This is a genomic window from Myroides profundi (assembly GCF_000833025.1).
GTDB classification, from domain to species: Bacteria; Bacteroidota; Bacteroidia; order Flavobacteriales; family Flavobacteriaceae; genus Flavobacterium; species Flavobacterium profundi_A.
Map to the genome: position 1 here is coordinate 575,972 of NZ_CP010817.1, position 23,694 is coordinate 599,665.

Annotated in this window: 18 protein-coding genes; all 18 read left to right on the forward strand. The window is 35.0% G+C overall.

The window, feature by feature from the left end:
• Entirely contained in the window at nucleotides 1-549 is a 549-nt protein-coding gene (locus MPR_RS02615) for a c-type cytochrome (protein WP_025125387.1), read from the forward strand.
• 31 nt (nucleotides 550-580) lie between these two features.
• Nucleotides 581-1,894, forward strand: coding sequence for a hypothetical protein (locus tag MPR_RS02620; protein WP_041888874.1), 1,314 nt, complete (start codon nucleotides 581-583; stop codon nucleotides 1,892-1,894).
• A 17-nt stretch (nucleotides 1,895-1,911) separates the two neighbouring features.
• Nucleotides 1,912-3,078 carry a cytochrome c oxidase subunit II gene (locus tag MPR_RS02625; RefSeq protein ID WP_041888878.1) on the forward strand — a complete coding sequence of 389 codons (1,167 nt, stop codon included), beginning with the start codon at nucleotides 1,912-1,914 and terminating at the stop codon, nucleotides 3,076-3,078.
• 29 nt (nucleotides 3,079-3,107) lie between these two features.
• The gene (locus MPR_RS02630; protein ID WP_006257358.1) at nucleotides 3,108-4,910 is read left to right on the forward strand and encodes a cytochrome c oxidase subunit I; all 1,803 of its coding nucleotides are present in this window, start codon (nucleotides 3,108-3,110) and stop codon (nucleotides 4,908-4,910) included.
• Between the two features lie 90 nt (nucleotides 4,911-5,000).
• On the forward strand, nucleotides 5,001-6,029 hold the full coding sequence (ruvB, locus tag MPR_RS02635; RefSeq protein ID WP_041888880.1) for a Holliday junction branch migration DNA helicase RuvB: 1,029 nt from the start codon (nucleotides 5,001-5,003) through the stop codon (nucleotides 6,027-6,029).
• Nucleotides 6,030-6,048: 19 nt separating this feature from the next.
• Entirely contained in the window at nucleotides 6,049-6,975 is a 927-nt protein-coding gene (gene queG / locus MPR_RS02640; RefSeq protein WP_041888885.1) for a tRNA epoxyqueuosine(34) reductase QueG, read from the forward strand.
• 64 nt (nucleotides 6,976-7,039) lie between these two features.
• Entirely contained in the window at nucleotides 7,040-9,319 is a 2,280-nt protein-coding gene (locus tag MPR_RS02645; RefSeq protein WP_041888886.1) for an NADP-dependent malic enzyme, read from the forward strand.
• Nucleotides 9,320-9,414: 95 nt separating this feature from the next.
• Nucleotides 9,415-9,996 (forward strand): Holliday junction branch migration protein RuvA, encoded by a 582-nt coding sequence (gene ruvA, locus MPR_RS02650; RefSeq protein WP_006257354.1) that lies wholly within the window; start codon nucleotides 9,415-9,417, stop codon nucleotides 9,994-9,996.
• A 3-nt stretch (nucleotides 9,997-9,999) separates the two neighbouring features.
• A complete protein-coding gene (gene sov, locus MPR_RS02655) occupies nucleotides 10,000-17,499 on the forward strand; it encodes a T9SS outer membrane translocon Sov/SprA (RefSeq protein ID WP_041888887.1) in 7,500 nt (2,499 codons plus the stop codon).
• Nucleotides 17,500-17,556: 57 nt separating this feature from the next.
• Nucleotides 17,557-17,937 (forward strand): glycine cleavage system protein GcvH, encoded by a 381-nt coding sequence (gene gcvH, locus MPR_RS02660; protein WP_006257352.1) that lies wholly within the window; start codon nucleotides 17,557-17,559, stop codon nucleotides 17,935-17,937.
• The gene (locus MPR_RS02665; RefSeq protein WP_041888888.1) at nucleotides 17,927-18,307 is read left to right on the forward strand and encodes a VanZ family protein; all 381 of its coding nucleotides are present in this window, start codon (nucleotides 17,927-17,929) and stop codon (nucleotides 18,305-18,307) included. The genes gcvH and MPR_RS02665 overlap by 11 nt, the downstream gene beginning before the upstream one ends.
• A gap of 57 nt (nucleotides 18,308-18,364) precedes the next feature.
• Nucleotides 18,365-19,111: a deoxyribose-phosphate aldolase gene (gene deoC, locus MPR_RS02670; protein WP_041888889.1), complete on the forward strand. Its 747-nt coding sequence runs from the start codon at nucleotides 18,365-18,367 to the stop codon at nucleotides 19,109-19,111.
• Nucleotides 19,112-19,263: 152 nt separating this feature from the next.
• Nucleotides 19,264-19,425, forward strand: coding sequence for a hypothetical protein (locus tag MPR_RS18655; protein ID WP_158438865.1), 162 nt, complete (start codon nucleotides 19,264-19,266; stop codon nucleotides 19,423-19,425).
• A gap of 628 nt (nucleotides 19,426-20,053) precedes the next feature.
• Entirely contained in the window at nucleotides 20,054-20,968 is a 915-nt protein-coding gene (cyoE, locus tag MPR_RS02675; RefSeq protein WP_041888891.1) for a heme o synthase, read from the forward strand.
• A gap of 6 nt (nucleotides 20,969-20,974) precedes the next feature.
• Nucleotides 20,975-21,556, forward strand: coding sequence for a cytochrome c oxidase subunit 3 (locus MPR_RS02680; RefSeq protein WP_006257348.1), 582 nt, complete (start codon nucleotides 20,975-20,977; stop codon nucleotides 21,554-21,556).
• A gap of 44 nt (nucleotides 21,557-21,600) precedes the next feature.
• Nucleotides 21,601-22,581 (forward strand): cytochrome c oxidase subunit 3, encoded by a 981-nt coding sequence (locus tag MPR_RS02685; RefSeq protein ID WP_041888893.1) that lies wholly within the window; start codon nucleotides 21,601-21,603, stop codon nucleotides 22,579-22,581.
• A gap of 18 nt (nucleotides 22,582-22,599) precedes the next feature.
• On the forward strand, nucleotides 22,600-22,956 hold the full coding sequence (locus MPR_RS02690; RefSeq protein WP_041888894.1) for a cytochrome C oxidase subunit IV family protein: 357 nt from the start codon (nucleotides 22,600-22,602) through the stop codon (nucleotides 22,954-22,956).
• 116 nt (nucleotides 22,957-23,072) lie between these two features.
• Nucleotides 23,073-23,693 (forward strand): hypothetical protein, encoded by a 621-nt coding sequence (locus MPR_RS02695; protein WP_041895130.1) that lies wholly within the window; start codon nucleotides 23,073-23,075, stop codon nucleotides 23,691-23,693.
• Nucleotide 23,694 lies beyond the last annotated feature (1 nt).

Sequence of the window (23,694 nt, forward strand, 5' to 3'; positions counted from 1 at the left end):
ATGAAAACGATATATAAAATAGTAGCTTTAGTAGGGGTATCAGTTTTGACTACTTCTTGTTTTAATAAAGAACGTTCAAACTATCAATTCATGCCAAATATGTATGAGTCATCTGCATATGAGACATATTCTGAAGTTCCTACTACAGTTTTTAAAAATGGTAAAGAAGGTCAGTTACCTGCTGAAGGATCTATACCACGCGGATTTTCACCTGAGGAGTATGAGAATACTACAGAAGGTTTAGCAATGGCTAGATTAAATCTAAAATCACCATTATCTGCTGAGGAGAAAGATTTAGAAAAAGGTAAAGAGTTATATACAATTTACTGCTCAGTTTGTCACGGAGGAGCTGGGGATGGAAAAGGTAATTTAGTGAAAAAAGAAAAATTCTTAGGGGTTCCTAACTATAAAGATAGAGAACTTACAGAAGGAGGAATCTACCACGTAATTACTTATGGTTTGAATTCAATGGGATCTCATGCTAACCAATTAACTCAACATGAACGTTGGTTAGTTACAGATTACGTATTAAAATTGAAATCAGAATAATAAATTGTAAAACTTATTTGAAAGTTTAGATATGTACACATTTTCAAAAAATTTGAAGACTTTTGCAATCGTCCTTATGGTTCTAGGACTTGTGGGGATTGCATATGGTTTCTTCAGTGCCCCTAAGACAACTGCTGAAGTAGAGCAGATCTTAACTGAGCAAGCTCATCATGATGGTGGTGAGCATCATGTATCTGCTGCAGACCACTCTGTGTCTGACGCTGATCATGCTGAACATCAAAAACATTTAGAACATGTTCTTGGTCAAATGCAAAACAAACCTTGGACTGCGTTATATGTAGCTTGTATTTTCGTTATGTTAGTAGCTGTAGGTATTTTAGCTTTTTATGCTATTAACAATGCTGCTAGTGCTGGATGGTCTCCAGTATTATTCAGAGTAATGGAAGGATTATCTGCTTATGTATTACCAGGATCGGTTATATTCTTCGTGATTTTATTAATATCTGTATTGGGAGGTAACCATTTATTTATATGGGCTGACCAAGCAGTAGTTGATGCAGATTCAATTATTCAAGGAAAAGCAGGATACTTAAACGTACCTTTCTTCTTAATTAGAACAGTTATCTATTTAGCAGGATGGAACTTTTATAGAATTTATGCTCGTAAACAATCTTTAGCTTTAGATGAGAGTGGTGATCAAACTTACTACAAAAAGATATTTAAAGCTTCAGCTGCTTTCTTAGTATTCTTTATCGTTACTGAGTCTATGGCATCTTGGGATTGGATTATGTCGATTGATACTCACTGGTATAGTACATTATTCGGATGGTATGTATTCGCTAGTTTCTTCGTAACAGCTATTACAACTATCGCTTTTGTTACTCTTTATTTAAAGAACAAAGGATACTTAGAATATGTTAATACTAGTCATATTCACGATTTAGCTAAATTTATGTTTGGATTAAGTATATTCTGGACTTATCTTTGGTTCTCTCAATTCATGTTACAGTGGTATTCTAATATTCCAGAGGAGGTAACTTACTTCATCTTCAGAATTCAAGAGTATAACTTACCATTCTTCGGAATGTTAGTATTGAATTTCTTATTGCCATTATTATTATTGATCAATACAGATTTCAAACGTTTAACTTGGATTGTTGTAATGGCAGGATCTTGTATCATCGTAGGTCACTATATTGACTTCTTTATGATGATCTCTCCTGGTACAGTTGGAGGTTCTTGGTTTATTGGTGTTTCTGAGATAGCTTCACTTATCTTCTTCATTGGATTATTTATCTATGTAGGATTTAGTGCAATTGCTAAAGCACCATTATTAGCTAAGAATAACCCATTGATTGAAGAGAGTAAACATTTTCACTATTAATATTTAAAAATAAACAAATGACAAGTTTATTAATATTAGCTGCGGTTGTATTATTAGGAGTTGCTGTATGGCAATTGACGAAAATATTTGATTTAACTCAAGTAGGTTCTCATCCTGATGATATTTCTACAGAGATCGCTAATGAGAAGGATAATAACATCAATGGTTATTTGACTTTCGCTTTCTTAGGATTCATCTATATCTTTACTATCTTCTGTTTAGTTGAGTATGGAAGCTTTCCTTTGATGGATAACCCTGCGTCAGAGCACGGAAAAGAGGTTGACAATTTAATGTGGATCTCAATGGGATTAATTGGAGTTGTTCAAATTTTTACTCAGTTCTTATTACACTACTTTGCATTCAAAGGACGTGGAATAAACGGTAGAAAAGCTCGTTTCTATTCAGATAATGATAAATTAGAAGCTCTTTGGACAATTATTCCTGTAATTACATTATCAGGTTTAATTCTTTATGGATTATTTGCTTGGAATGATATTATGTTTGTAGATGAAGAAGAAGACGTTCTTATTGTTGAAGTATATGCTAAACAATTCGGATGGGATGTTCGTTACTCTGGAACAGATAACACTTTAGGTAAAGCTAACGTTCGTTTTATAGAAGGTATCAATTTAGTAGGGGTGGATATGTCTGACCCGAATGCTGCTGATGATAAAATGGCAAAAGAATTACACCTACCAAAAGGTAAAAAAGTAGTATTGAAATTCCGTTCACAAGACGTACTTCACTCAGCTTACTTACCTCACTTTAGAGCACAAATGAACTGTGTTCCTGGTATGGTTACTCAGTTTGCTTTCGTTCCTACTGTTACTACAGCAGAAATGAGAGAACGTGAGGCGATTGTAAAAAAAGTTAGTAATATTAACGATATTAGAGCTGAAAGAAGCCAAGAGTTAATTGCTAAAGGAGAAGAGGCATTAGAACCTTATTCATTTGATTATTTAATTTTATGTAATAAGATTTGTGGAGCTTCTCACTATAACATGCAAATGAAAGTTGTTGTAGAGACTCCTGAAGAATTCGAATCTTGGTTGAAAGAGCTTCCTACATTAAAAGAGCAAGTTGCTGCTGAAAAAGCTAGTAATGCACCTGCTCCAGCAGTAGAGGAAGTTCCTGCAGCAGTTGAAGAAGTTGAAACTGAAGCTATCGCTCAAGTAGGAAAATAAAACTCACATATTAAAATCAATCTATAACTATGTCAGTAGAAGGACACGAAAACAATCACGATCACTCACATGATCATGATCATCACGATAAAGGGAACTTCTTTACTAAATATGTGTTTAGTTTAGACCACAAGATGATTGCTAAACAATACTTGATTACAGGTATTATTATGGGAATCATCGGGATTGGAATGTCTCTGTTATTTAGAATGCAAATTGCTTGGCCAGAAGAATCTTTCACAGTATTCAAATGGTTTTTAGGTGATAAAATGGCTCCTGATGGAGTTATGAAAAATGATGCTTATCTTGCCCTAGTAACGATGCACGGTACCATAATGGTATTCTTCGTTTTAACTGCTGGATTAAGTGGTACGTTCTCGAACTTACTTATTCCATTGCAGATTGGAGCACGTGATATGGCTTCAGGATTCTTAAATATGTTATCTTATTGGTTATTCTTTATCTCTGCAGTATTAATGATTATTTCATTATTTGTAGAAGGAGGACCAGCATCTTCTGGATGGACAGTATATCCTCCGCTGAGTGCATTACCTCAGGCTATTCCTGGTTCGGGAATGGGGATGACATTATGGTTAGTATCTATGGCAATCTTTATCGCATCTTCTTTAATGGGATCGTTAAACTACGTTGCTACAGTAATTAACTTAAGAACTAAAGGAATGTCTATGACAAGATTACCATTAACAGTGTGGGCTTTATTTACTACAGCTATTATTGGTATCGTATCATTCCCAGTTTTATTATCAGCAGCTTTATTATTGTTATTCGATAGAAGTTTTGGAACATCATTCTTCTTATCTGATATTTATTTAGCTGGAGAGGTATTACATTACCAAGGAGGTTCTCCTGTATTATATGAGCACTTATTCTGGTTCTTAGGTCACCCTGAGGTATATATCGTAATTTTACCAGCGATGGGTATTACGTCAGAAATTATTGCTTGTAACGCTCGTAAACCTATTTTCGGTTACCGTGCGATGATTGCTTCTATCTTAGGTATTGCTTTCTTATCAACAATTGTATGGGGACACCACATGTTCGTATCTGGTATGAACCCATTCTTAGGATCTGTATTTACATTTACTACATTGTTGATTGCAATTCCTTCAGCAGTAAAAGCATTCAACTATATCACTACAATTTGGAGTGGTAATATCCAAATGAACCCTGCAATGTTATTCTGTATTGGATTCGTATCTACGTTTATTACAGGAGGTTTAACAGGGATTATTTTAGGAGATTCAACATTAGATATCAACGTTCACGATACATATTTCGTTATTGCTCACTTCCACTTAGTAATGGGTATTTCTGCTCTTTACGGAATGTTTGCTGGTATCTACCACTGGTTCCCTAAAATGTTTGGACGTATGATGAACAAAAACTTAGGTTATATCCACTTCTGGGTAACTGCAGTTTGTGCTTACGGAGTATTCTTCCCAATGCACTTCATCGGATTAGCTGGTTTACCACGTCGTTATTATTCAAATACTGCATTCCCATTATTTGATGAGTTCTACGATGTAAACGTGTTAATTACAGTATTCGCTTTAGTTGGATCTGCTTTCCAATTAGTGTTCTTATGGAACTTCTTCTATAGTATTTTCTATGGTAAGAAAGCTACTCAGAACCCATGGAGAAGTAACTCTCTTGAGTGGACTACACCAGTTGAACATATTCATGGTAACTGGCCTGGAGAATTACCAGTTGTTTACAGATGGCCTTATGACTATAGTAAACCTGGATTACCAGAAGATTACGCTCCTCAAAACATGCCATTCGTTGCAGGTGAAGAGGAATTACATCACTAAGATTATATTTCTTATAGATATTAAAAAGTCATCCGAAAGGATGACTTTTTTTGTTAGTGTAGACTCTGATATTTGAATTATATTTGTACTATGAATGAGAATTTAAACCCAACTAATAAGCACTTTTCTTCTGATGAATTAGATGTTGAGAAGAAGTTACGCCCGCTGTCATTTGATGATTTTGCTGGGCAAGATCAGGTATTAGAGAATTTAAAGATTTTCGTTGAAGCTGCTAATCAAAGGGGAGAAGCTTTAGATCATACTTTGTTTCATGGACCTCCAGGACTTGGTAAGACTACATTAGCTAATATTTTAGCTAATGAACTTGATGTGGGAATTAAGATTACTTCTGGACCAGTTTTAGATAAACCAGGTGATTTAGCAGGATTATTAACTAATCTTGAGGAACGCGATGTTTTATTCATTGATGAGATTCATCGTTTAAGTCCTATAGTAGAAGAGTATTTATATTCTGCTATGGAGGACTTCAAGATTGATATTATGATAGAGTCTGGTCCGAATGCACGTACGGTTCAGATTCATTTAAATCCTTTTACATTAGTAGGAGCTACTACTCGTTCTGGTTTATTGACCTCACCTATGCGAGCACGTTTTGGTATTCAAAGTCGTCTTCAGTATTATAATAAAGAATTATTAGCAACTATTATTGAACGTAGTGCCTCTATATTAGGGGTTCACATAGATCTAGAAGCTGCTATTGAGATAGCGGGTAGAAGTAGAGGAACACCTCGTATTGCAAACGCTTTGTTGAGACGTGTACGTGATTTCGCACAGATCAAGGGGAACGGTGATATTGATATAGAGATTTCTAAGTATGCTTTAAATTCATTGAATGTAGATTCTTTTGGATTAGATGAGATGGATAATAAGATACTGAGTACGATTATAGATAAGTTTAAAGGTGGACCTGTAGGACTATCTACATTAGCGACTGCTGTTTCTGAGAATGGTGAAACGATAGAGGAAGTTTATGAGCCTTATTTAATTCAAGAAGGTTTTATTGTACGTACTCCTAGGGGACGTGAGGTAACTGATAAAGCTTATAAGCACTTAGGTAGAGAAAGAGTTCATCCTCAAGGAGGGCTTTTTGATATGTAGTGGTCATAGAAGTGATTAAATGATTGAAAATAAAAGTAAATATTCTAATATGATAAAAGCCGAGGCCAAACGCCTTGGCTTTTCGTCTTGTGGTATTTCTAAAGCTGATTTTTTAGAAGTAGAGGCTCCTCGTTTAGAGCAGTGGTTGAATAAACAGATGCATGGACAGATGTCTTATATGGAGAATCATTTCGATAAACGTCTTGATCCTAGACTACTTGTTGAAGGAGCAAAAAGTGTGGTGTCATTAACTTTAAATTACTATCCAGAAGAAAGGCAGGTTAGCGATAGTTATAAAATATCAAAGTATGCTTATGGAGAGGATTATCACCATGTGATTAAAGATAAGTTAAAAGAGCTTCTTTATTTTATAGAAAGTGAAATTGGGGCTGTAGATGGACGAGTATTTGTTGATTCTGCACCTGTTTTAGATAAAGCTTGGGCAGCTAAGGCTGGCTTAGGATGGGTAGGTAAGAATAACAATTTGATTAATAGAAAAAGTGGTTCTTTCTTTTTTATTGCTGAATTAATAATTGATTTAGAATTAGAAGAAGACGGCCCTACAACTGATCATTGCGGAACGTGTACCAAGTGTATAGATGCTTGTCCTACAGAAGCTATTGAAAGTGCTCATATTGTAAATGGGAGTAAATGTATTTCCTATCTTACCATAGAATTGAAAGATGATATTCCAACTGAATTTAGTGGAAAATTAGATAATTGGATGTTTGGTTGTGACGTTTGTCAAGATGTTTGTCCGTGGAATCGGTTTGCATCTCCCCATAAAGAGCAGAGATTTATTCCTAATAATGCGTTAATAGAGTATTCAAAGCACGAATGGAAAGAACTTACGAAGGAGACTTTTAATGAAATTTTTAAAAAATCCGCAATTAAAAGGACGAAATATGAGGGCTTGTTGCGAAATATGCAATTTTTAGGGGAGTGAATTTCGTAAATCCGAATTATATTACAAAAAGGTTATCTTTGTTCATCACGTTAAATGTAAATATATGAATAAAGATAGTTTACGTAGAGAAGCACTTAAATACCATGCTGAACCAACGCCTGGTAAGATACAAGTTGTTCCTACGAAGAAGTATTCATCACAAAGAGACTTAGCCTTAGCATATTCACCAGGTGTAGCAGAGCCTTGTCTGGAAATTGCAAGCGATGTAAATAATGTATATAAATATACAGCAAAAGGAAATTTAGTTGCTGTTATCTCTAACGGTACTGCAGTACTAGGACTTGGAGATATCGGAGCTGAGGCATCTAAGCCAGTAATGGAAGGAAAAGGATTGCTGTTTAAGATTTTTGCTGATATTGATGTTTTTGACATTGAGGTAGATACTACTGATGTAGATAAGTTTATCGAAACTGTAAAAAACATTTCTCCAACTTTCGGAGGAATTAACTTAGAAGATATCAAAGCTCCAGAATCTTTTGAAATTGAAAGAAGGTTAAAAGAAGAGTTAGATATTCCTGTAATGCACGATGACCAACATGGTACTGCTATTATCTCAGCAGCAGCTCTGCTAAATGCAGTAGAGTTAGCTGGTAAGAAGATGGAAGAAATTACGATGGTAGTTTCAGGTGCAGGTTCAGCTGCTATTGCATGTGCTAAGTTATATGTAGCTTTTGGTGTTAAACAAGAGAATATAAAAATGTTTAACAGTAAAGGTGTTTTAAAGAAAGACGATACACGTATTTCAGATTTACAAAGAGAGTTCGCTGTTGATAGTGATATTTCACTGACAGATGCTTTAAAAGGAACTGATGTATTTATCGGATTGTCTACTGCAGATGTATTAAAACCAGAGATGCTTTTAGGAATGGCAGATAACCCAATCGTTTTTGCGATGGCTAATCCAAGACCTGAAATCGACTATAACCTTGCAACTTCTACACGTAAGGATGTTATTATGGCTACTGGTCGTTCTGACTTCCCTAACCAAGTTAATAACGTATTAGGTTTCCCTTATATCTTTAGAGGGGCATTAGACGTACGTGCTACTAAGATTAACGAAGAAATGAAGATGGCTGCTGTAGTGGCTTTAGCTAAGTTAGCTAAAGAGCCAGTGCCTGAACAAGTAAATATCGCTTACGGTGAGACTAAGTTTACTTTCGGTAGAGAGTATATTATTCCTAAGCCATTCGATCCAAGACTTATATCTGTTGTTCCTCCTGCAGTTGCTAAAGCAGCAATGGAAAGTGGAATAGCACTTGCTCCAATTACAGATTGGGAAGAGTACAAATCTTCTTTAGAAGAGAGAATGGGATCAGATAATAAATTAGTACGTATGTTAATCAACCGTGCTAAGACTGAACCAAAACGTGTAGTATATGCTGAAGCAGATCATTTAGATGTATTAAAGGCTGCTCAGATTGCTTATGAAGAAGGAATGGTAACTCCAATCTTATTAGGTGATAAAGAAACTATTTTAGAGCTTAAGAAAGAAATAGAGTTTAATGACGATGTGGAGATTATTGATCCTAAGTCAGATGAACAAAAAGAAAGAAGAGCTGCTTTTGCTAATGCTTATTGGGAAACTAGAAAGCGCAAAGGAGTTACTTTATATGATGCAGGTAAACTAATGTTAGAAAGAAACTACTTTGCATCTATGTTAGTAAATGAAGGACAGGCAGATGCTATGTTGACAGGATATTCTCGTAGTTATCCTAATGTAGTAAAACCTATCTTAGAGTTAATACCTCGTTCACAAGGTGTAAGTAGAGTAGCTACAACGAACTTAATGATGACTAAGAGAGGGCCAATGTTCTTAGCAGATACTGCTATTAACCCTGATCCTACAGCTGAAGATTTAGCTAAAATAGCTGTGATGACAGAGAAGACTGTACGTATGTTTGGTATGGAACCTGTTGTGGCAATGTTATCGTATGCTAACTTTGGATCTGCACCTAATGCTTCTCCAACAAAAATGAAAGAGGCAGTTAGTATCTTACATGAGCAACATCCAGATATGATTGTAGATGGAGAGATTCAAATCGACTTCGCTTTAAATAGTGAAATGTTGAAGAAGAAATTCCCTTTCTCTAAGTTAGTGGACAAGAAAGTAAATACACTTATTTTCCCTAACCTAGATTCTGCTAATATCACTTATAAAATGTTGAAAGAATTGAATAAAGCGACATCTATTGGTCCTATTATTTTAGGTTTAGATAAAGCTGTTCATGTATTCCAACTAGGTGCTAGTGTTGACGAGATGGTTAATATGACAGCTGTAGCTGTAGTAGATGCTCAAGTACGCGAGAATCGCAAAAAGAAATAATATACTGGTACTCTGAATAGTAGTTGTGCGATTAGTTATTTGTTAGTAAATAGTTAATATTTATTGTTATTTTTGAAGTAAAATTCGATATAATAATGATAGCACATATTCAAGGACGCCTAGTAGAAAAAACAGCCACGGAAGTGGTAATAGATTGCGGGGGAGTAGGATATCTTATCCATATTTCCCTGCATACTTTTTCTCAAATTGGTTCCTCAGAAAATTTGAGATTATATACTTACCTACAAATAAAAGAAGACGGACATACTCTGTTCGGTTTTATAGATAAAATAGAACGTGAATTATTTAAACTATTGATATCAGTTTCTGGTATTGGTGGTAATACTGCACGTAATATGCTTTCATCTATTGCTCCTAAAGAGCTTCTACAAGCCATTGCTTCTGCTGATGTAAAAACAATCCAGTCTGTAAAAGGGATTGGGGCTAAAACTGCTCAGCGTGTTATACTTGACTTACAAGAAAAGGTAATAAAATTGTATAATATTGATGAAGTTTCTCCTGTTATTAACAATACAAATGCAGATGAAGCGTTATCAGCTTTAGAGGTATTAGGTTTTGTACGTAAATCAGCTGAGAAAGTTGTTGATAAGATTATGAAGCAAACACCTGATGCATCTGTTGAATTCATCATTAAGCAAGCTTTAAAAAACTTATAAATTTTGAGGGGGCAATTTCCTATATCAAAGTCAATTTTTTTTTGGCTAGTTGTTCTTTTTTTGAGCGTACATGGGATGTATGCTCAAGATCCAGATGAACAAGTAGCTGATAGTTTACAAACTCAATATGATATTGGGAAAATTGTCATACCTGATCCTAACCTTATTAAGGAAGCATATTCCTATGATCCTCTAACGGATAGTTACTACTTTACTAAAACCTTTGACGGATTTAATGTCAATTATCCTCTTGTACTAACTCGTAAAGAGTTTGAGGAGCTTATTATGCGTGCAGAGTTGCGTAAGTACTTTCAGCAGCGATTTAATGTAATGCATGGACGCGAGGAGAATGAAGAGATCAAGCGTGATATGTTACCGCGTTATTATGTGAATTCGAAGTTATTCAGTACTATTTTTGGATCCAATACTATTGATGTTAAACCTACAGGATCTGTAGAGTTTGATATGGGAGTTCGTTATAGTAAACAGGATAACCCGGTAGTATCTACGCGTAATCGTAAGAATATGGCGTTTGATTTTAATCAACGCATTAGTATGGGATTACAAGGAATGGTAGGTACTAGACTAGCTGTGAATATTAATTATGACACCCAGGCTACTTTTGACTTTCAGAATATGATGAAATTATCTTTCGCACCAGACGAAGATGATATCGTACGTAAAGTAGAAGTAGGTAATGTAAGTATGCCTATTAGTGGTTCACTTGTTAGAGGAGCACAGAGTTTATTTGGAGTAAAGACAGAATTACAGTTTGGTAGAACCACTATTACAGGAGTGTTCTCAGAGCAGAAGTCTCAGACGACTTCTATTCGTGCTGACGGAGCAGGAACATTAGAAGAGTTTGAATTAGATGCATTAGATTATGATGAGGATAGACACTTCTTTTTATCTCATTATTTTAGAAATAACTATGATGAGGCTTTAGAGAAATATCCTTTTATAAAAAGTAGAGTACGTATTACCCGTGTAGAAGTATGGATAACGAATCGATATGGACGCGTTAATCAAACAGGTAATAATGCACGTAATATTATAGCTATACAGGATTTAGGAGAAGGACAGAATAAATTAGGAAGACCTAATACAGATGTTGTTTCTAAGCCAGAGCCTGATTTCTTTACTATTAATGGAGTACCTAATGCATACCCTGATAATGCGAATAACCAATATGACCCAGGGAATATTGGTAGTAATTATTTAAATTCATCTATTCGATTAAATACATCAGGTGCAAGTGGTTTTACTGTACCTGTACAAGAAGGACGAGATTTTGTACGTTTAGAGGGAGCACGTAAGTTAAATGCCAATGAGTTCACATTCCATCCTCAGTTAGGATACATATCATTACAACAAAAACTTTCTAATGACGAAGTTCTTGCTGTAGCGTTCCAATATTCTATTGGAGATAAGATATATCAAGTGGGTGAGTTTGGTACAGATGGTGGGATGACTGTATTGCCTCCTGGTGTAGATGAAGTAAATCCTGATGTACCACAAAGTCAATCGCTTATTCTGAAGTTATTAAAAAGTAATTTTACTTTAGTAGGTCAGCCTGTTTGGAAACTGATGATGAAGAATATCTATCAGATTCCGAATGCGATGTATATCTCACAAGATAAGTTTAGATTTAATATTCTTTATACAGATCCTAGTCCATTGAATTATATTAGTTCTGTGGATGGTAAACCGTTGCCTCCAGATGTAGAGCGTACACCATTATTAAAAGTATTCCATTTAGATAGATTGAATTATACGAATGACCCTCAACAAGGAGGAGATGGTTTCTTTGACTTCTTGCCTAATGGAGGTATGCAGAATACATACAACCCTAATAATGCAGGGAATATGAATAACGGCTACGGGAATAATAATAATGGTGGCTATGGTGGTAATAACGGAGGTTATGGTGGAAATAATGGCGGCTTTGGAAACAATGGTGGTTTTGGAAATAATGGCGGATACGGCAATAACGGTGGGTATGGCAACAGTGGAGGATACGGAAATAATAATAACCAATACAACAGCAATACATTTGACGGGATTACGATAGACCCAATGTATGGTCGTATTATTTTTACAACTGTTGAGCCTTTTGGAGAACATTTATTTAAAAAGCTTTCGGCTAATCAGTTAAGTGAAGATTATAACGAATCTAGTTCATATAATAAAAACCAATCGAAATATGTCTTTAGAAGTATGTATCGTACTACTAAAGCAGAAGCTCTACGAAGCCAAAATGAGAAGAATAAGTTTCAGTTAAAAGGGAAATTCTCTAGTTCAATGGGAGAAGGTATTCCTATTGGATCATTTAATGTAGCTCCAGGATCAGTTATTGTTAGAGCTGCAGGTAGGGTATTAGTAGAAGGAGTCGACTATACAGTAGATTATAGTAGAGGACGTGTGATGATATTAGATCCAGGACTACAAGCATCTAATACACCGATCGAAGTTTCTGTTGAGAATAATACGATGTTTGGTCAGCAGACTAAGCGTTTCTTTGGAATGCACGTAGAGCATAAGTTTAGCAAAGACTTTATATTAGGAGGTACATTCTTACAGATGTCAGAACGTCCATTTACTCATAAATCGAGTTATGGTCAAGAAGCTGTGAATAATACTATCTGGGGATTGAACGCTCAGTATTCTACAGAGGTCCCTTTCTTAACTAGAATGGTTAATAAATTACCTAATATTGATACAGATGTAGAATCTAGAATTTCATTTAGAGGAGAGTTCGCTTATTTAAAACCAGGTTCGTCTAAATTAGATCAGATGAATGGTGAAGCGACTTCTTATATTGATGATTTCGAAGGGATGCAATCTGTGATTGATGTTAAGTCACCTCTTTCATGGAAGTTATCGAGTGTGCCAGTAGGGTTTCATAAATTAAATGAAGTCGATAGTGATAAAGACAAGGATGTTGCATTACCAGCATATTCACTAGAAGATGGATATAGAAGGTCTAAGATGTCATGGTATTCGATAGACCCTACTTTCTATGTTGGGAATAAACCAAACGGGGTAAGTGAGTACGATCTATCATCTAATAGAACTCGTCGAATTTATAGTAATGAGCTATTCCCTGATAAAGATATTGCTTATGGAGAGAGTCGTGTGATTAACACATTAGACTTGACCTATTATCCAGAAGAGAGAGGGCCTTATAACTTTGATAGAAGTTATCTGACTAATCCTCGTTCTTTAACTCCTAGAAAAAACTGGGCAGGTATTATGCGTGGTTTGGCAACTACGAACTTTGAACAAGCCAATATTGAGTTTGTAGAGTTTTGGGTAATGGACCCTTATGTAGGAAAGAGTGGTGATGCATTGACTGTTCAGAATACAGGAGAGCTTAGGTTAAACTTAGGTTTTATCTCTGAAGATATTTTAAGAGATGGACATAAGCAGTATGAGAATGGACTACCTGATACAGGTGCTAATGCTGTTACCACGATTAATACTATTTGGGGAAAAGTACCTTCAGCGCCTTCTTTAGTTTATGCATTTGATAATAATGCACAGAATAGAAGACTACAAGACGTAGGTTTAGATGGTTTAAATGATGAAGAAGAAAGAGCTTTCTTTAAAGATTTTGCAGGATTCAGCGATCCAGCAGCAGATAACTTTGTTCATTATTTAGATGCTCAAGGTGGGATACTAGAGCGTTATAGAGATTATAATGGTTTAGAAAATAACAGTCCAGCGGGCGGTGGACGTGCAGGTAATAACCAACCTGATACAGAAGATATCGATGGTGATAATACCATGAATACTATTGACGCTTATTATGAGTATAAGGTGAAAGTGAAACCTAATACTATAGTAGGGGATGAATACGTAACTGATATTAGAGAAACAAAAGTACAGTTGCCAGATGGATCTGTATCTGATGTGAGATGGATTCAGTATAAAATTCCAATTGACACTAAAGGGAAGAAAGTTGGTCTTATAGAAGATACGAGATCGATGAAGTTTATGAGAATGTATCTTACAGGTTTCGAGAAACAAGTAACACTTCGTTTTGGAACTTTAAATTTGGTTCGATCGGATTGGAAGCGATATGACAGAAACCTTATGGAAGATACTTCAGGGAATAATGAAGAGAAATATCCTAATACAGGAATAAACGTATCTTCTGTAAACCTTACTGATAACTATGATCGTAAACCTATTCCTTATGTAACTCCTCCTGGAGTGAGAAGAGAACAGGTTTATATGAACAATACATTGATTAATCAAAATGAACAATCACTTTCATTAAAGATTTATCCAAAAGATCAAAATGCCTCTCCTTTTGGTTTGATGCCAAATGATGCTAGAGGTGTATTTAAGAACTTTAACGTAGACATGCGTCAGTATAAAAAACTGAGAATGTTTATCCATGGAGAGTCATTAGAAAGTGGTGTATCTAGACGTTTACAAGATTATGAGATGGCAGCATTCATCCGTATAGGTAGTGATGTTATTGAGAACTTCTATGAAGTAGAGATACCTTTAAAAATAACAAATGGTGGAGAAACTAATCCTGATGCGATTTGGCCAAAAGAGAATGAATTAGAACTTCCAATAGATTTACTAGCGAAGCTAAAAGTGATGAAGATGGGAGAAGTATCTAGACCTGGTTTTGATAGTTCTAAGATATTTTATGTAAATGAAGAGGAGTTAAATCCAAGCGCAGGAGATAAACCTAATAAAGTAAGACTAGGGATAAAAGGGAATCCAAACTTTGGAAAAGTAAGGATGATGATGATAGGGATACGTAATATCTCGCCAGGAGCAGAAGCCTTATCAGGAGAGTTCTGGTTCGATGAACTACGTATGTCAGACATGGATAATAAAGGAGGATGGGCAGCTACAGCTACTATCGATGCTAATATTGCAGACTTTGCTAATATCTCTTTGACAGGGATGAAGTCTACTATTGGTTTCGGAGGATTAGAGCAAGGACCTCATGACCGTAGTCGTGAAGATAGAAAGTCGTATAGTGTAATGACGAATGTAAACCTAGGACAGTTGTTACCAAAACGCTGGGGAATCACATTGCCATTTAACTATGCTATTAGTGAAGAGTTTATTACACCTGAGTACGATCCGATGAACCCTGACTTAAAGCTTAGTTACATTAAATCTGGAGCGAAGACATCTGCAGAAACAGAAGAGGCGGAGAAGAGAGCGATGGACTATACTAAGCGTAAGAGTATAAACTTTATCGGCGTTAATAAGCAGAGAGGGCCAGAACAAAAGAACCGTATTTATGATATAGAGAATATCACAGTATCTCACTCGTATAATGAGGTGAGACACCACGATTTTGAAATAGAGTCAATGTTAGAACAACAAGTGAGATCATCACTTGATTATACTTATGCTTTCGAAACGAAGTCTGTAGAACCTTTTAAAAATATCGGTTTTATGAAAGGGCAATATTGGGGATTACTTAGAGATTTTAACTTTAATTATGTGCCTACTAATATATCGTTTAGTTCTAATATTATGCGTCAGTATAATAGACAAGAGTTTAGATTGATAGACGTAGAAGGGATAGGTCTAGATCCATTGTATAGAAGAAACTATTTCTTTAATTATAACTTTGGATTCAACTTTGACTTGACTAAATCTCTTCGTCTAAGCTATATCGGAGGTAGTAATAATATTGTTCGAAATTATTATGACAGTGTAAATGGAATCGTAGATAATACGAATACAATATGGGATGATTACTTTAATATTGGTGAGCCTAATCAGTTTACCCAACAGTTAACAGTGAACTATGAATTGCCTTTTAGTAAGATTCCAGTATTGTCTTTTATCCGTTCTAACTATGCTTATACAGGTAGTTTTAACTGGCAACGTGCATCAGACGCTTATTCTAATATTGACATAGACGGTATTAATTATTCTTTGGGGAACACGATTCAGAATGCTAGAACACAACGTCTGAACACTACTTTAGGTATGGAGACTTTGTATCGTTATTTAGGATTAGTGAAAAGCTCAGATCGCAAAAGAACTCCTTCTAAAGCGAAAAAAGCAACTATCGTTCCTGGACAGAAAGTAGTACAAGCGAAAGAAGATACTAAGAAAAAAGACAACAAGGAGAAAGGGGAGCCATCAGCATTTGGTACAGCTACGAAAGATTTATTAATAGGGGTATTAACATCAGTAAAGAATATCCAGATTAATTATTCTGAGAATAGTGGTACGATGTTACCAGGTTTCTTACCTACTGTAGGTTTCTTTGGTACGTCTAAACCTGATTTAGGGTTCGTATTCGGTAACCAAGCAGACATTAGATATGATGCTGCTCGCAAAGGGTATTTAACAGATTACCCAGAGATGAATCAACCTTATACTACGATTAGTAATAAGACACTTAATTTGAATGCTTCAGTTTCTTTAATACCTGATTTGACTATTGATCTTTATGCTGAGCGTATGAAGTCTGATAACTATTCAGAACAATTCGTAGTACAGAACGGAGAGTATATAGGACAAGCGCCTTATAGTTATGGTAACTTCAGTATGTCTACAGTGATGATAAGTACAGCGTTCTCTAGTAGTGATTTAATGAGTTCGGCTACTTTTGACAGAATGTTGGACAATCGTATTATCGTAGCGAATAGATTAGCTGTAGAGCGTGGTATTGATATTACTAATCCAGCCAACTTAGATAGAGAAGGATTCCCGATCGGATATAGTAAGGGAAGTCAATCTGTATTATTACCGTCTTTTGTAGCGGCGTATACAGGTAAAGATGCGAATAAGGTTTCTACAGGATTGTTTAAAGGAATGCCTTTGCCTAACTGGAATTTGAAGTATAGAGGATTGATGAAAATAGGTTGGTTTAAAGATAATTTCAAAAACTTCTCTATTAATCATGGATATAGAGCATCTTATACATTGGGGTCTTATAGTTATAATACAGACTATTATAAAGCTCCGAATGAAGTAAATAAATTTGGTAATTACCCTAGTAAATATGTAGTAAACAACGCTACACTATTTGAGCAGTTTAATCCTTTAATCCGCTTTGATGTGGAGACCAAATCTTCGATCAGAATGTCTTTAGAGATGAGAAAGGATAGAATGTTATCGTTGAGTTTTGACAATAATTTATTGACAGAGACTAATGGGAACGACTTTGTATTAGGATTGGGATATCGTGTAAAAGACGTAGGATTTAACTCGATGTATGCTAACAATGGAATGGGAGGAAGGATTGCTAGTGATATTAATATTAAGGCAGACTTCACATTGACCAAGAGAGAGACTGTAGTACGTTATTTGGATTATGGAAATAGCCAGACAGGAGGAGGACAAGATATGTGGTCGTTGAGACTGACAGCAGATTATATGTTGAGTAAGAACCTTACAGCGATCTTCTTCTATGATCATTCATTCTCTAAAGCGGTAATTTCGACTATGTATCCAATCACGAATATTCGAGCAGGTTTTACAATGCGATATAATTTTGGAAATTAACGGATATTGGTTCCACATTATGTAATAATATTATACATTTGCTAAAAACTTATTATAATGAATATACCAGCTAATTTAAAGTACACTAAAGATCACGAGTGGGTAGCTATCGAAGGAGATGTTGCTACAATTGGAATTACTGACTTCGCTCAGAGAGAACTTGGAGACATCGTTTATGTAGAAGTTGAGACATTGGATCAAACTTTAGATAGAGATGAAGTTTTCGGAACTGTAGAAGCAGTAAAAACCGTTTCTGACTTATTCTTACCATTGTCAGGAGAGGTGATCGAGTTTAACGAAGGTTTAGATACTGAGCCAGAGTTAGTAAATACTGATCCTTACGGAGCAGGATGGATGATTAAAGTAAAAGTGTCTAATATGGATGAAGTATCATCTTTATTATCAGATGCACAATATAAAGAATTGATTGGGGCGTAAAACTTTTTTTGTATTAGGAATACTATGGACAGGTCTTGTGTTAGCAGGTTGCCTGTTGGATAGTGATACTATTGCAAAAGCACCAAGATTTGATATCCCATATAAAGACAAAGTAGCACATTTTACTTTTTATTTTGTATTTTCCATAATTTGGTTTGTATATTTAGTGAAAAGTAAGCCAAATAGATCTAGAATTTGGGTAAGTATTCTTATCTTTACTATTGCTAGTTTAATGGGAGCCACTGTAGAGTTATTACAGTATTACTTCACTTCTTCGAGAAGTGCAGAATGGGCTGACGAATTAGCAAACTGTCTAGGTAGTTTATTTGGGGTATTACTATGTTTGACTCTTTTTAGAAGAAAGAAATAAGATTTAAAAATGACCCCATCAAGGGGTCATTTTTTTTGTTTTAAATATATTTAGATTATGAGAGACTTAAGGGAATTTATGGATTCTACTTATTTAAAATTAGCTGATCAAGCTGGTTTAACTGAAGTAGAAAATAATCAGGTAGTAGCTGATTTAATTCAAGAAGCAATTGATGAGAAATTTAAATTAGCAATGATTCGCCCTGACCAAGTAAAGATGGGACGAAAAATGGTGGATGCTGCTAACTCAAAGGTAGCGATCGGTACAGTTATAGATTTTCCAGAAGGGAACCGCGGTCTAGAGGCGAAGTTAGCTGAAGCTAAACAAGCCATTGCTGATGGGGTGGATGAGATTGACTATGTAGTTGATTATACTGCTTTCCAAAAAGGAGAAGTAGAACAAGTAAAAAAAGAAGTAGCTGAGTGTACTAAGCTAGGTCTTGATGCTGGTAAAGTAGTGAAGTGGATTATAGAGACTGCTGCTTTGACAGATAATCAAATTGTGCAGTTAACAGCATTGATTAAAAATGTGGTGTTATCGAAGTTCAATGAGAAAGATTATGATAAAGTGTTTGTAAAATCTTCAACAGGATTCTATAAAACAGAAGGTGGTAAACCAAATGGTGCTACACTAGAAGCAATGGTTTTAATGTTAGAGAACGCTGGGCCTCTACCTGTAAAAGCTTCTGGAGGAGTACGTGATAAAGACTTTGCGATCAAATTAATTGATTTAGGAGTGAAACGTCTAGGAACTTCTTCTGCTAAGATCATTGTTGACGGATCAGGTACAGTAGATAATTACTAAGATTATATTTTAGTTCTATATAAGAGCATCTAGTTTAGATGCTCTTTTTTTGTGCCTTGTTGTGAAATGTTTTTTTGCGGTTTTAAGGAGTTTTATCACAAGTATTAGATAAGTGTATTGAATGTTTAGATAAGCTTTTAAACTTATTGTCTTTGATTAGAAATAGCGAAGAGGGGTATAATATCGTATATGTACAAGCAATCATTTTTGGTACGATGAGATGGTTATGGAATAATGATAGGGTAGTGATCGCATTAAAACTAGCCAAAAATATACGAGCAGTATGCTATCACTATGCGACCACTATGCAATAACTGCCGATTAGAAAGATTTAAGTTGTAAATAAGTGGATTATTGGTTTTTTTTTAATGATGTTTATTTATGTCTGTTTTTGAATAGGTAATAGAGTTGTGCAGCATATTAATGTTGGCGTGAATAGTATTGTATGTTTTATAAATAGGTGTTTTGTTATTAGGATTACTTTGATAGGATGGTTGCATTCTATTTTATTGTGATTGACTAATTATAAAGACATGTTGAGTTTTTATTTCTAAGTCAGAAATGAGATAGCATAATTGTGTTTTATGTTTAAAACGATTATCCTTGTGTTTCTATATTTTAGTGTTGAAGTTTAGAAAAAAAGAGGATAAGAGTTGTATAATTTTGGTTGCGAATTGGATTAACTTGACTTAGTAGTTGTTGGTATAAGCGTGAGAATTGTTAAAAAACATATTTAATTCGTTTTGATAGTCATAGCAATCTTAGTTGTTTGTGATTATCATCAATGTTTCTTTTGTGAAAGTGCTGATTTATTTGAATGTTTTTTTTTTTAGAACACTAAAGACTGAGGATATTTAAAAAAAGGTTATATTAAAGGCTGTAACGTTTGTTTTTAGGTATTGTTTTAAAAATTGAACTATATTTGCACATCATTAAAAACAAATGAAAACAGCTTTGAATTTATCGTCTGAAAAAAATACGTCAACTTCTGTGTTGACGGAGTTTAAAGAAATGACTAAAATGGGGTTGGCACTCAGCGTAGTTTTTTCTACCATAGCTGGTTACTTTTTAGCTATACCCGATTTAGGAAGTATTGACATTCTTACAGTAGCAGCTCTTGCAATAGGAGGGTACTGTATGGTAGGTGCTTCTAATGTATTTAATCAAATTATAGAGAGAGATCTAGATGCGAAGATGACACGAACTATGAATCGTCCTATCGCGTCTGGAAGAGTTAAGCCTAGTGCAGCTTTTATTTTAGCTTGTACGCTTACAGTATTAGGTATTGCTATCCTTTATGTAGTGAATCCTAAGACGGCTATGTTCGGTGCTATCTCTATCTTTTTGTACACGAGTGTATATACACCGTTGAAGACTATTACCCCTCTATCAGTTTTCGTAGGAGCTTTTCCAGGTGCTATTCCTTTCATGTTAGGATGGGTAGCCGCTACTAATAACTTTGGTATAGAGGCAGGAACATTATTTATTATTCAGTTTTTCTGGCAGTTTCCACACTTCTGGGCTATAGGATGGTTCTTATACGATGATTATAAAAAAGGAGGATTCTCTATGTTACCAACAGGAGAGAAGGATTCTAAGACTGCGACACAGATTATCTTATACACGATTTGGTTAATCATTGCGTCTGTATTCCCTGCATTTGGAGTTACAGGTAGATTATACCTAACACCGATATCAGCAGTACTAGTGTTATTAGCAGGAGTATGGATGTTATGGGCAGGAATAAAACTGTATAAGAAAAGAACAGATAAGGCAGCACGTTCACTGATGTTAGTGAGTGTGACGTATATTTCGTTAATACAGATAATCTATATACTTGATAAAATTTTAAGATAATAATAAATGGATATAACAGCTCAAGAACAATACGAAAGAAAAGGGAAGGCATTAAAGGTAATGATGCTTTTCGGTATAGGTAGTATTATGATGGTCTTCGCTGGTCTAACGAGTGCTTATGTAGTAAGTAAGTCTCGTCCAGACTGGTTAGCAGAGTTTCAATTGCCAAATTCTTTTTTATATAGTACATTAGCAATCGCAATAAGTAGCGTTACTATGCACTTAGCATATAAGGCTATAAAACAAAATGATCGCAATAAAACAACTACTTATCTAGTTTCTACTTTGATATTAGGATTGTTATTCGTTTTTTTGCAGTTCAAAGGCTTTAATGAGGTAATATCTATGGGATATTTCTTCACTGGGAGTGAGAGTACGATTACTACATCATTTTTATATGTGATCGTAATAGTGCACATTGCTCACTTAGCTGGAGGAGTTTTATCACTATTGTATGTAATTTATAATCATTTTAAACAAAAGTACAATTCACAGCAATATATTGGAATTGAATTGTGTGCATGGTTTTGGCACTTTTTGGATTTATTGTGGATTTATTTGTTTTTATTTTTTACATTCTTTAAATAAAAAAAATAAACTAAATTTGAAAACTTTATAACTAACAACATTTTATGGGAGCGACAGTTACTACAGCAGCTACTAAAGAAACTACTTGGGGTGGAGGAAATGAGCCTCTTAAAGTAAGCTATGGTAAAATGATGATGTGGTATTTCATATTATCAGATTCATTAACTTTTTGTGGATTCCTTGTAGGATACGGGTTTACTCGTTACAAATTCATGGATACTTGGCCGATTGCGGACGAAGTATTTAATCACTTTCCATTTTTACACGGTGTAGATGCGCCGATGTTCTATGTGGCATTGATGACTTTTATTTTAATTTTCTCTTCGGTTACTATGGTATTAGCTGTAGATGCTGGACATCAAATGAAAAAGAATAAAGTAGCAGTGTACATGTTCTTAACGATCGTAGGAGGTTTAGTATTCTTAGGATCACAAGCATGGGAGTGGAAAAACTTTATTAACGGAACTTACGGAGCAGTAGAGACTCGTGGAGGATCTATCTTACAATTCGTAGGAGAAGATGGTAAGCAGATTGCATTAGGTGATTTTGCAAAAGTAGATCCAAACAGAGATGAGGCTACTTTAACAAGAGCTAAAGCTACTTGGTTTGTAAAAGGAGCGAATGCACCTACATATTCTATAGCAGAAGTAAAAGCAGGTTTTGAAGCTAATCCTAACGTAAGAATTAGAACTCAATTAACTACAGATGCTAAGCACAAAGAAATTTTAACTAGAGAGCAATCAGTTAAACGTTTAGAAGATGCAGTTCTTGTAGTAGAAGGAGCTAACTTAATCCGCAATGAGTACGGACATAAAGTATTCGCAGATTTCTTCTTCTTCATTACTGGATTCCACGGATTCCACGTATTTACAGGGATTTTAATTAATGTAGTAATTTTCTTCAACGTATTATTAGGAACTTACCAAAGAAGAGGTTCTTACGAAATGGTTGAAAAAGGAGGATTATACTGGCACTTTGTGGATTTAGTATGGGTGTTTGTATTTACATTCTTCTATTTAGTTTAATTTTAAAAATAAAGTAAAATGGCAGCAGAAGGAGCACATCATTCAAATACAAAGAGAATATGGACAGTATTCGTAATCATGTCTGTAATTACTCTAGTAGAGGTTATCTTAGGTATTATTAAACCAGAATCTTTACACCATGTTCATATTTTTGGATTGAGTTTATTGAACTATATCTTCATTATCTTAACGATTGTTAAGGCATACTACATTATGTGGGCGTTTATGCACTTAGAGCAAGAGAAATCAGCATTCAGATGGTCTGTAGCTGGAGTTCTTACTTTCTTATGTGTGTATTTAATCACTTTAGTATTGACAGAAGGTAATTACATCTTCGATGTATTCCATAACTCACAATATAAGTGGATATTTTAATAACATATTATTATATATTTTAAAGGCGGTTTATTGACCGCCTTTTTTTATTTTTGTTAGTTAGTCAACATTGTGTAAAAATGAAAAAATATTTAATTCTAACGTTACTGTTTGTGATGCCTATTTGTGCATACTTATTCTTTGCAACAGGTGTTAATCAATTTAAGCGTTTGCCTATAATTACTGAAGGTGTTCAGGATTTCCCGAAAGGAACCTCGTCCTTGGATAAGATACCTTCTTTAGACGGTAAGATTACCGTATTAGGTTTCCCAGGAGCGCATTTGTTCCGCGATAGAGGAGATGCCTTTAATTTAAATCAGAAAATATATAAACGATATAAGGATTTTGAAGATTTTCAGTTAGTGATGGTATTGCCTTACGGAAGTGAAGAAGCCGCTCAGAAGGTAGTGGATGAGTTAAGTCCGATCTCTGATATGTCTAATTGGAATTATCTATTCTTAAAACCAGAGGAGATACAAGAGTTCTTCACATCATTAGGTCTAGTCGGTAAGCTAGATAGCGACTTAGCTAGTAGTAATGTATATCTAGTGGATAAAGATAGAAATGTACGTGGCCGTAAGGGTGAGAATAAAATAGGAAATTATGAGTATAAGGAAGGATACTCAACGATATCAGCAGCAGAGTTAAATAATGATATGATGGATGATGTAAAAGTGCTTTTAGCTGAGTATCGATTAGCTTTAAAACAATATAAACGAATTAATACAAACGAATAAT

Excerpts from the sequence above, each read along its gene's own strand:
- MPR_RS02630 (WP_006257358.1), top strand. The coding sequence starts at position 3,108 with ATGTCAGTAGAAGGACACGAAAACAATCACGATCACTCACATGATCAT.
- MPR_RS02680 (WP_006257348.1), top strand. The coding sequence starts at position 20,975 with ATGGATATAACAGCTCAAGAACAATACGAAAGAAAAGGGAAGGCATTA.
- MPR_RS02645 (WP_041888886.1), top strand. The coding sequence starts at position 7,040 with ATGAATAAAGATAGTTTACGTAGAGAAGCACTTAAATACCATGCTGAA.
- deoC (WP_041888889.1), top strand. The coding sequence starts at position 18,365 with ATGAGAGACTTAAGGGAATTTATGGATTCTACTTATTTAAAATTAGCT.
- MPR_RS02690 (WP_041888894.1), top strand. The coding sequence starts at position 22,600 with ATGGCAGCAGAAGGAGCACATCATTCAAATACAAAGAGAATATGGACA.
- MPR_RS02620 (WP_041888874.1), top strand. The coding sequence starts at position 581 with ATGTACACATTTTCAAAAAATTTGAAGACTTTTGCAATCGTCCTTATG.
- queG (WP_041888885.1), top strand. The coding sequence starts at position 6,049 with ATGATTGAAAATAAAAGTAAATATTCTAATATGATAAAAGCCGAGGCC.
- MPR_RS02615 (WP_025125387.1), top strand. The coding sequence starts at position 1 with ATGAAAACGATATATAAAATAGTAGCTTTAGTAGGGGTATCAGTTTTG.
- MPR_RS02625 (WP_041888878.1), top strand. The coding sequence starts at position 1,912 with ATGACAAGTTTATTAATATTAGCTGCGGTTGTATTATTAGGAGTTGCT.
- ruvA (WP_006257354.1), top strand. The coding sequence starts at position 9,415 with ATGATAGCACATATTCAAGGACGCCTAGTAGAAAAAACAGCCACGGAA.
- ruvB (WP_041888880.1), top strand. The coding sequence starts at position 5,001 with ATGAATGAGAATTTAAACCCAACTAATAAGCACTTTTCTTCTGATGAA.
- gcvH (WP_006257352.1), top strand. The coding sequence starts at position 17,557 with ATGAATATACCAGCTAATTTAAAGTACACTAAAGATCACGAGTGGGTA.
- MPR_RS02685 (WP_041888893.1), top strand. The coding sequence starts at position 21,601 with ATGGGAGCGACAGTTACTACAGCAGCTACTAAAGAAACTACTTGGGGT.
- cyoE (WP_041888891.1), top strand. The coding sequence starts at position 20,054 with ATGAAAACAGCTTTGAATTTATCGTCTGAAAAAAATACGTCAACTTCT.
- MPR_RS02695 (WP_041895130.1), top strand. The coding sequence starts at position 23,073 with ATGCCTATTTGTGCATACTTATTCTTTGCAACAGGTGTTAATCAATTT.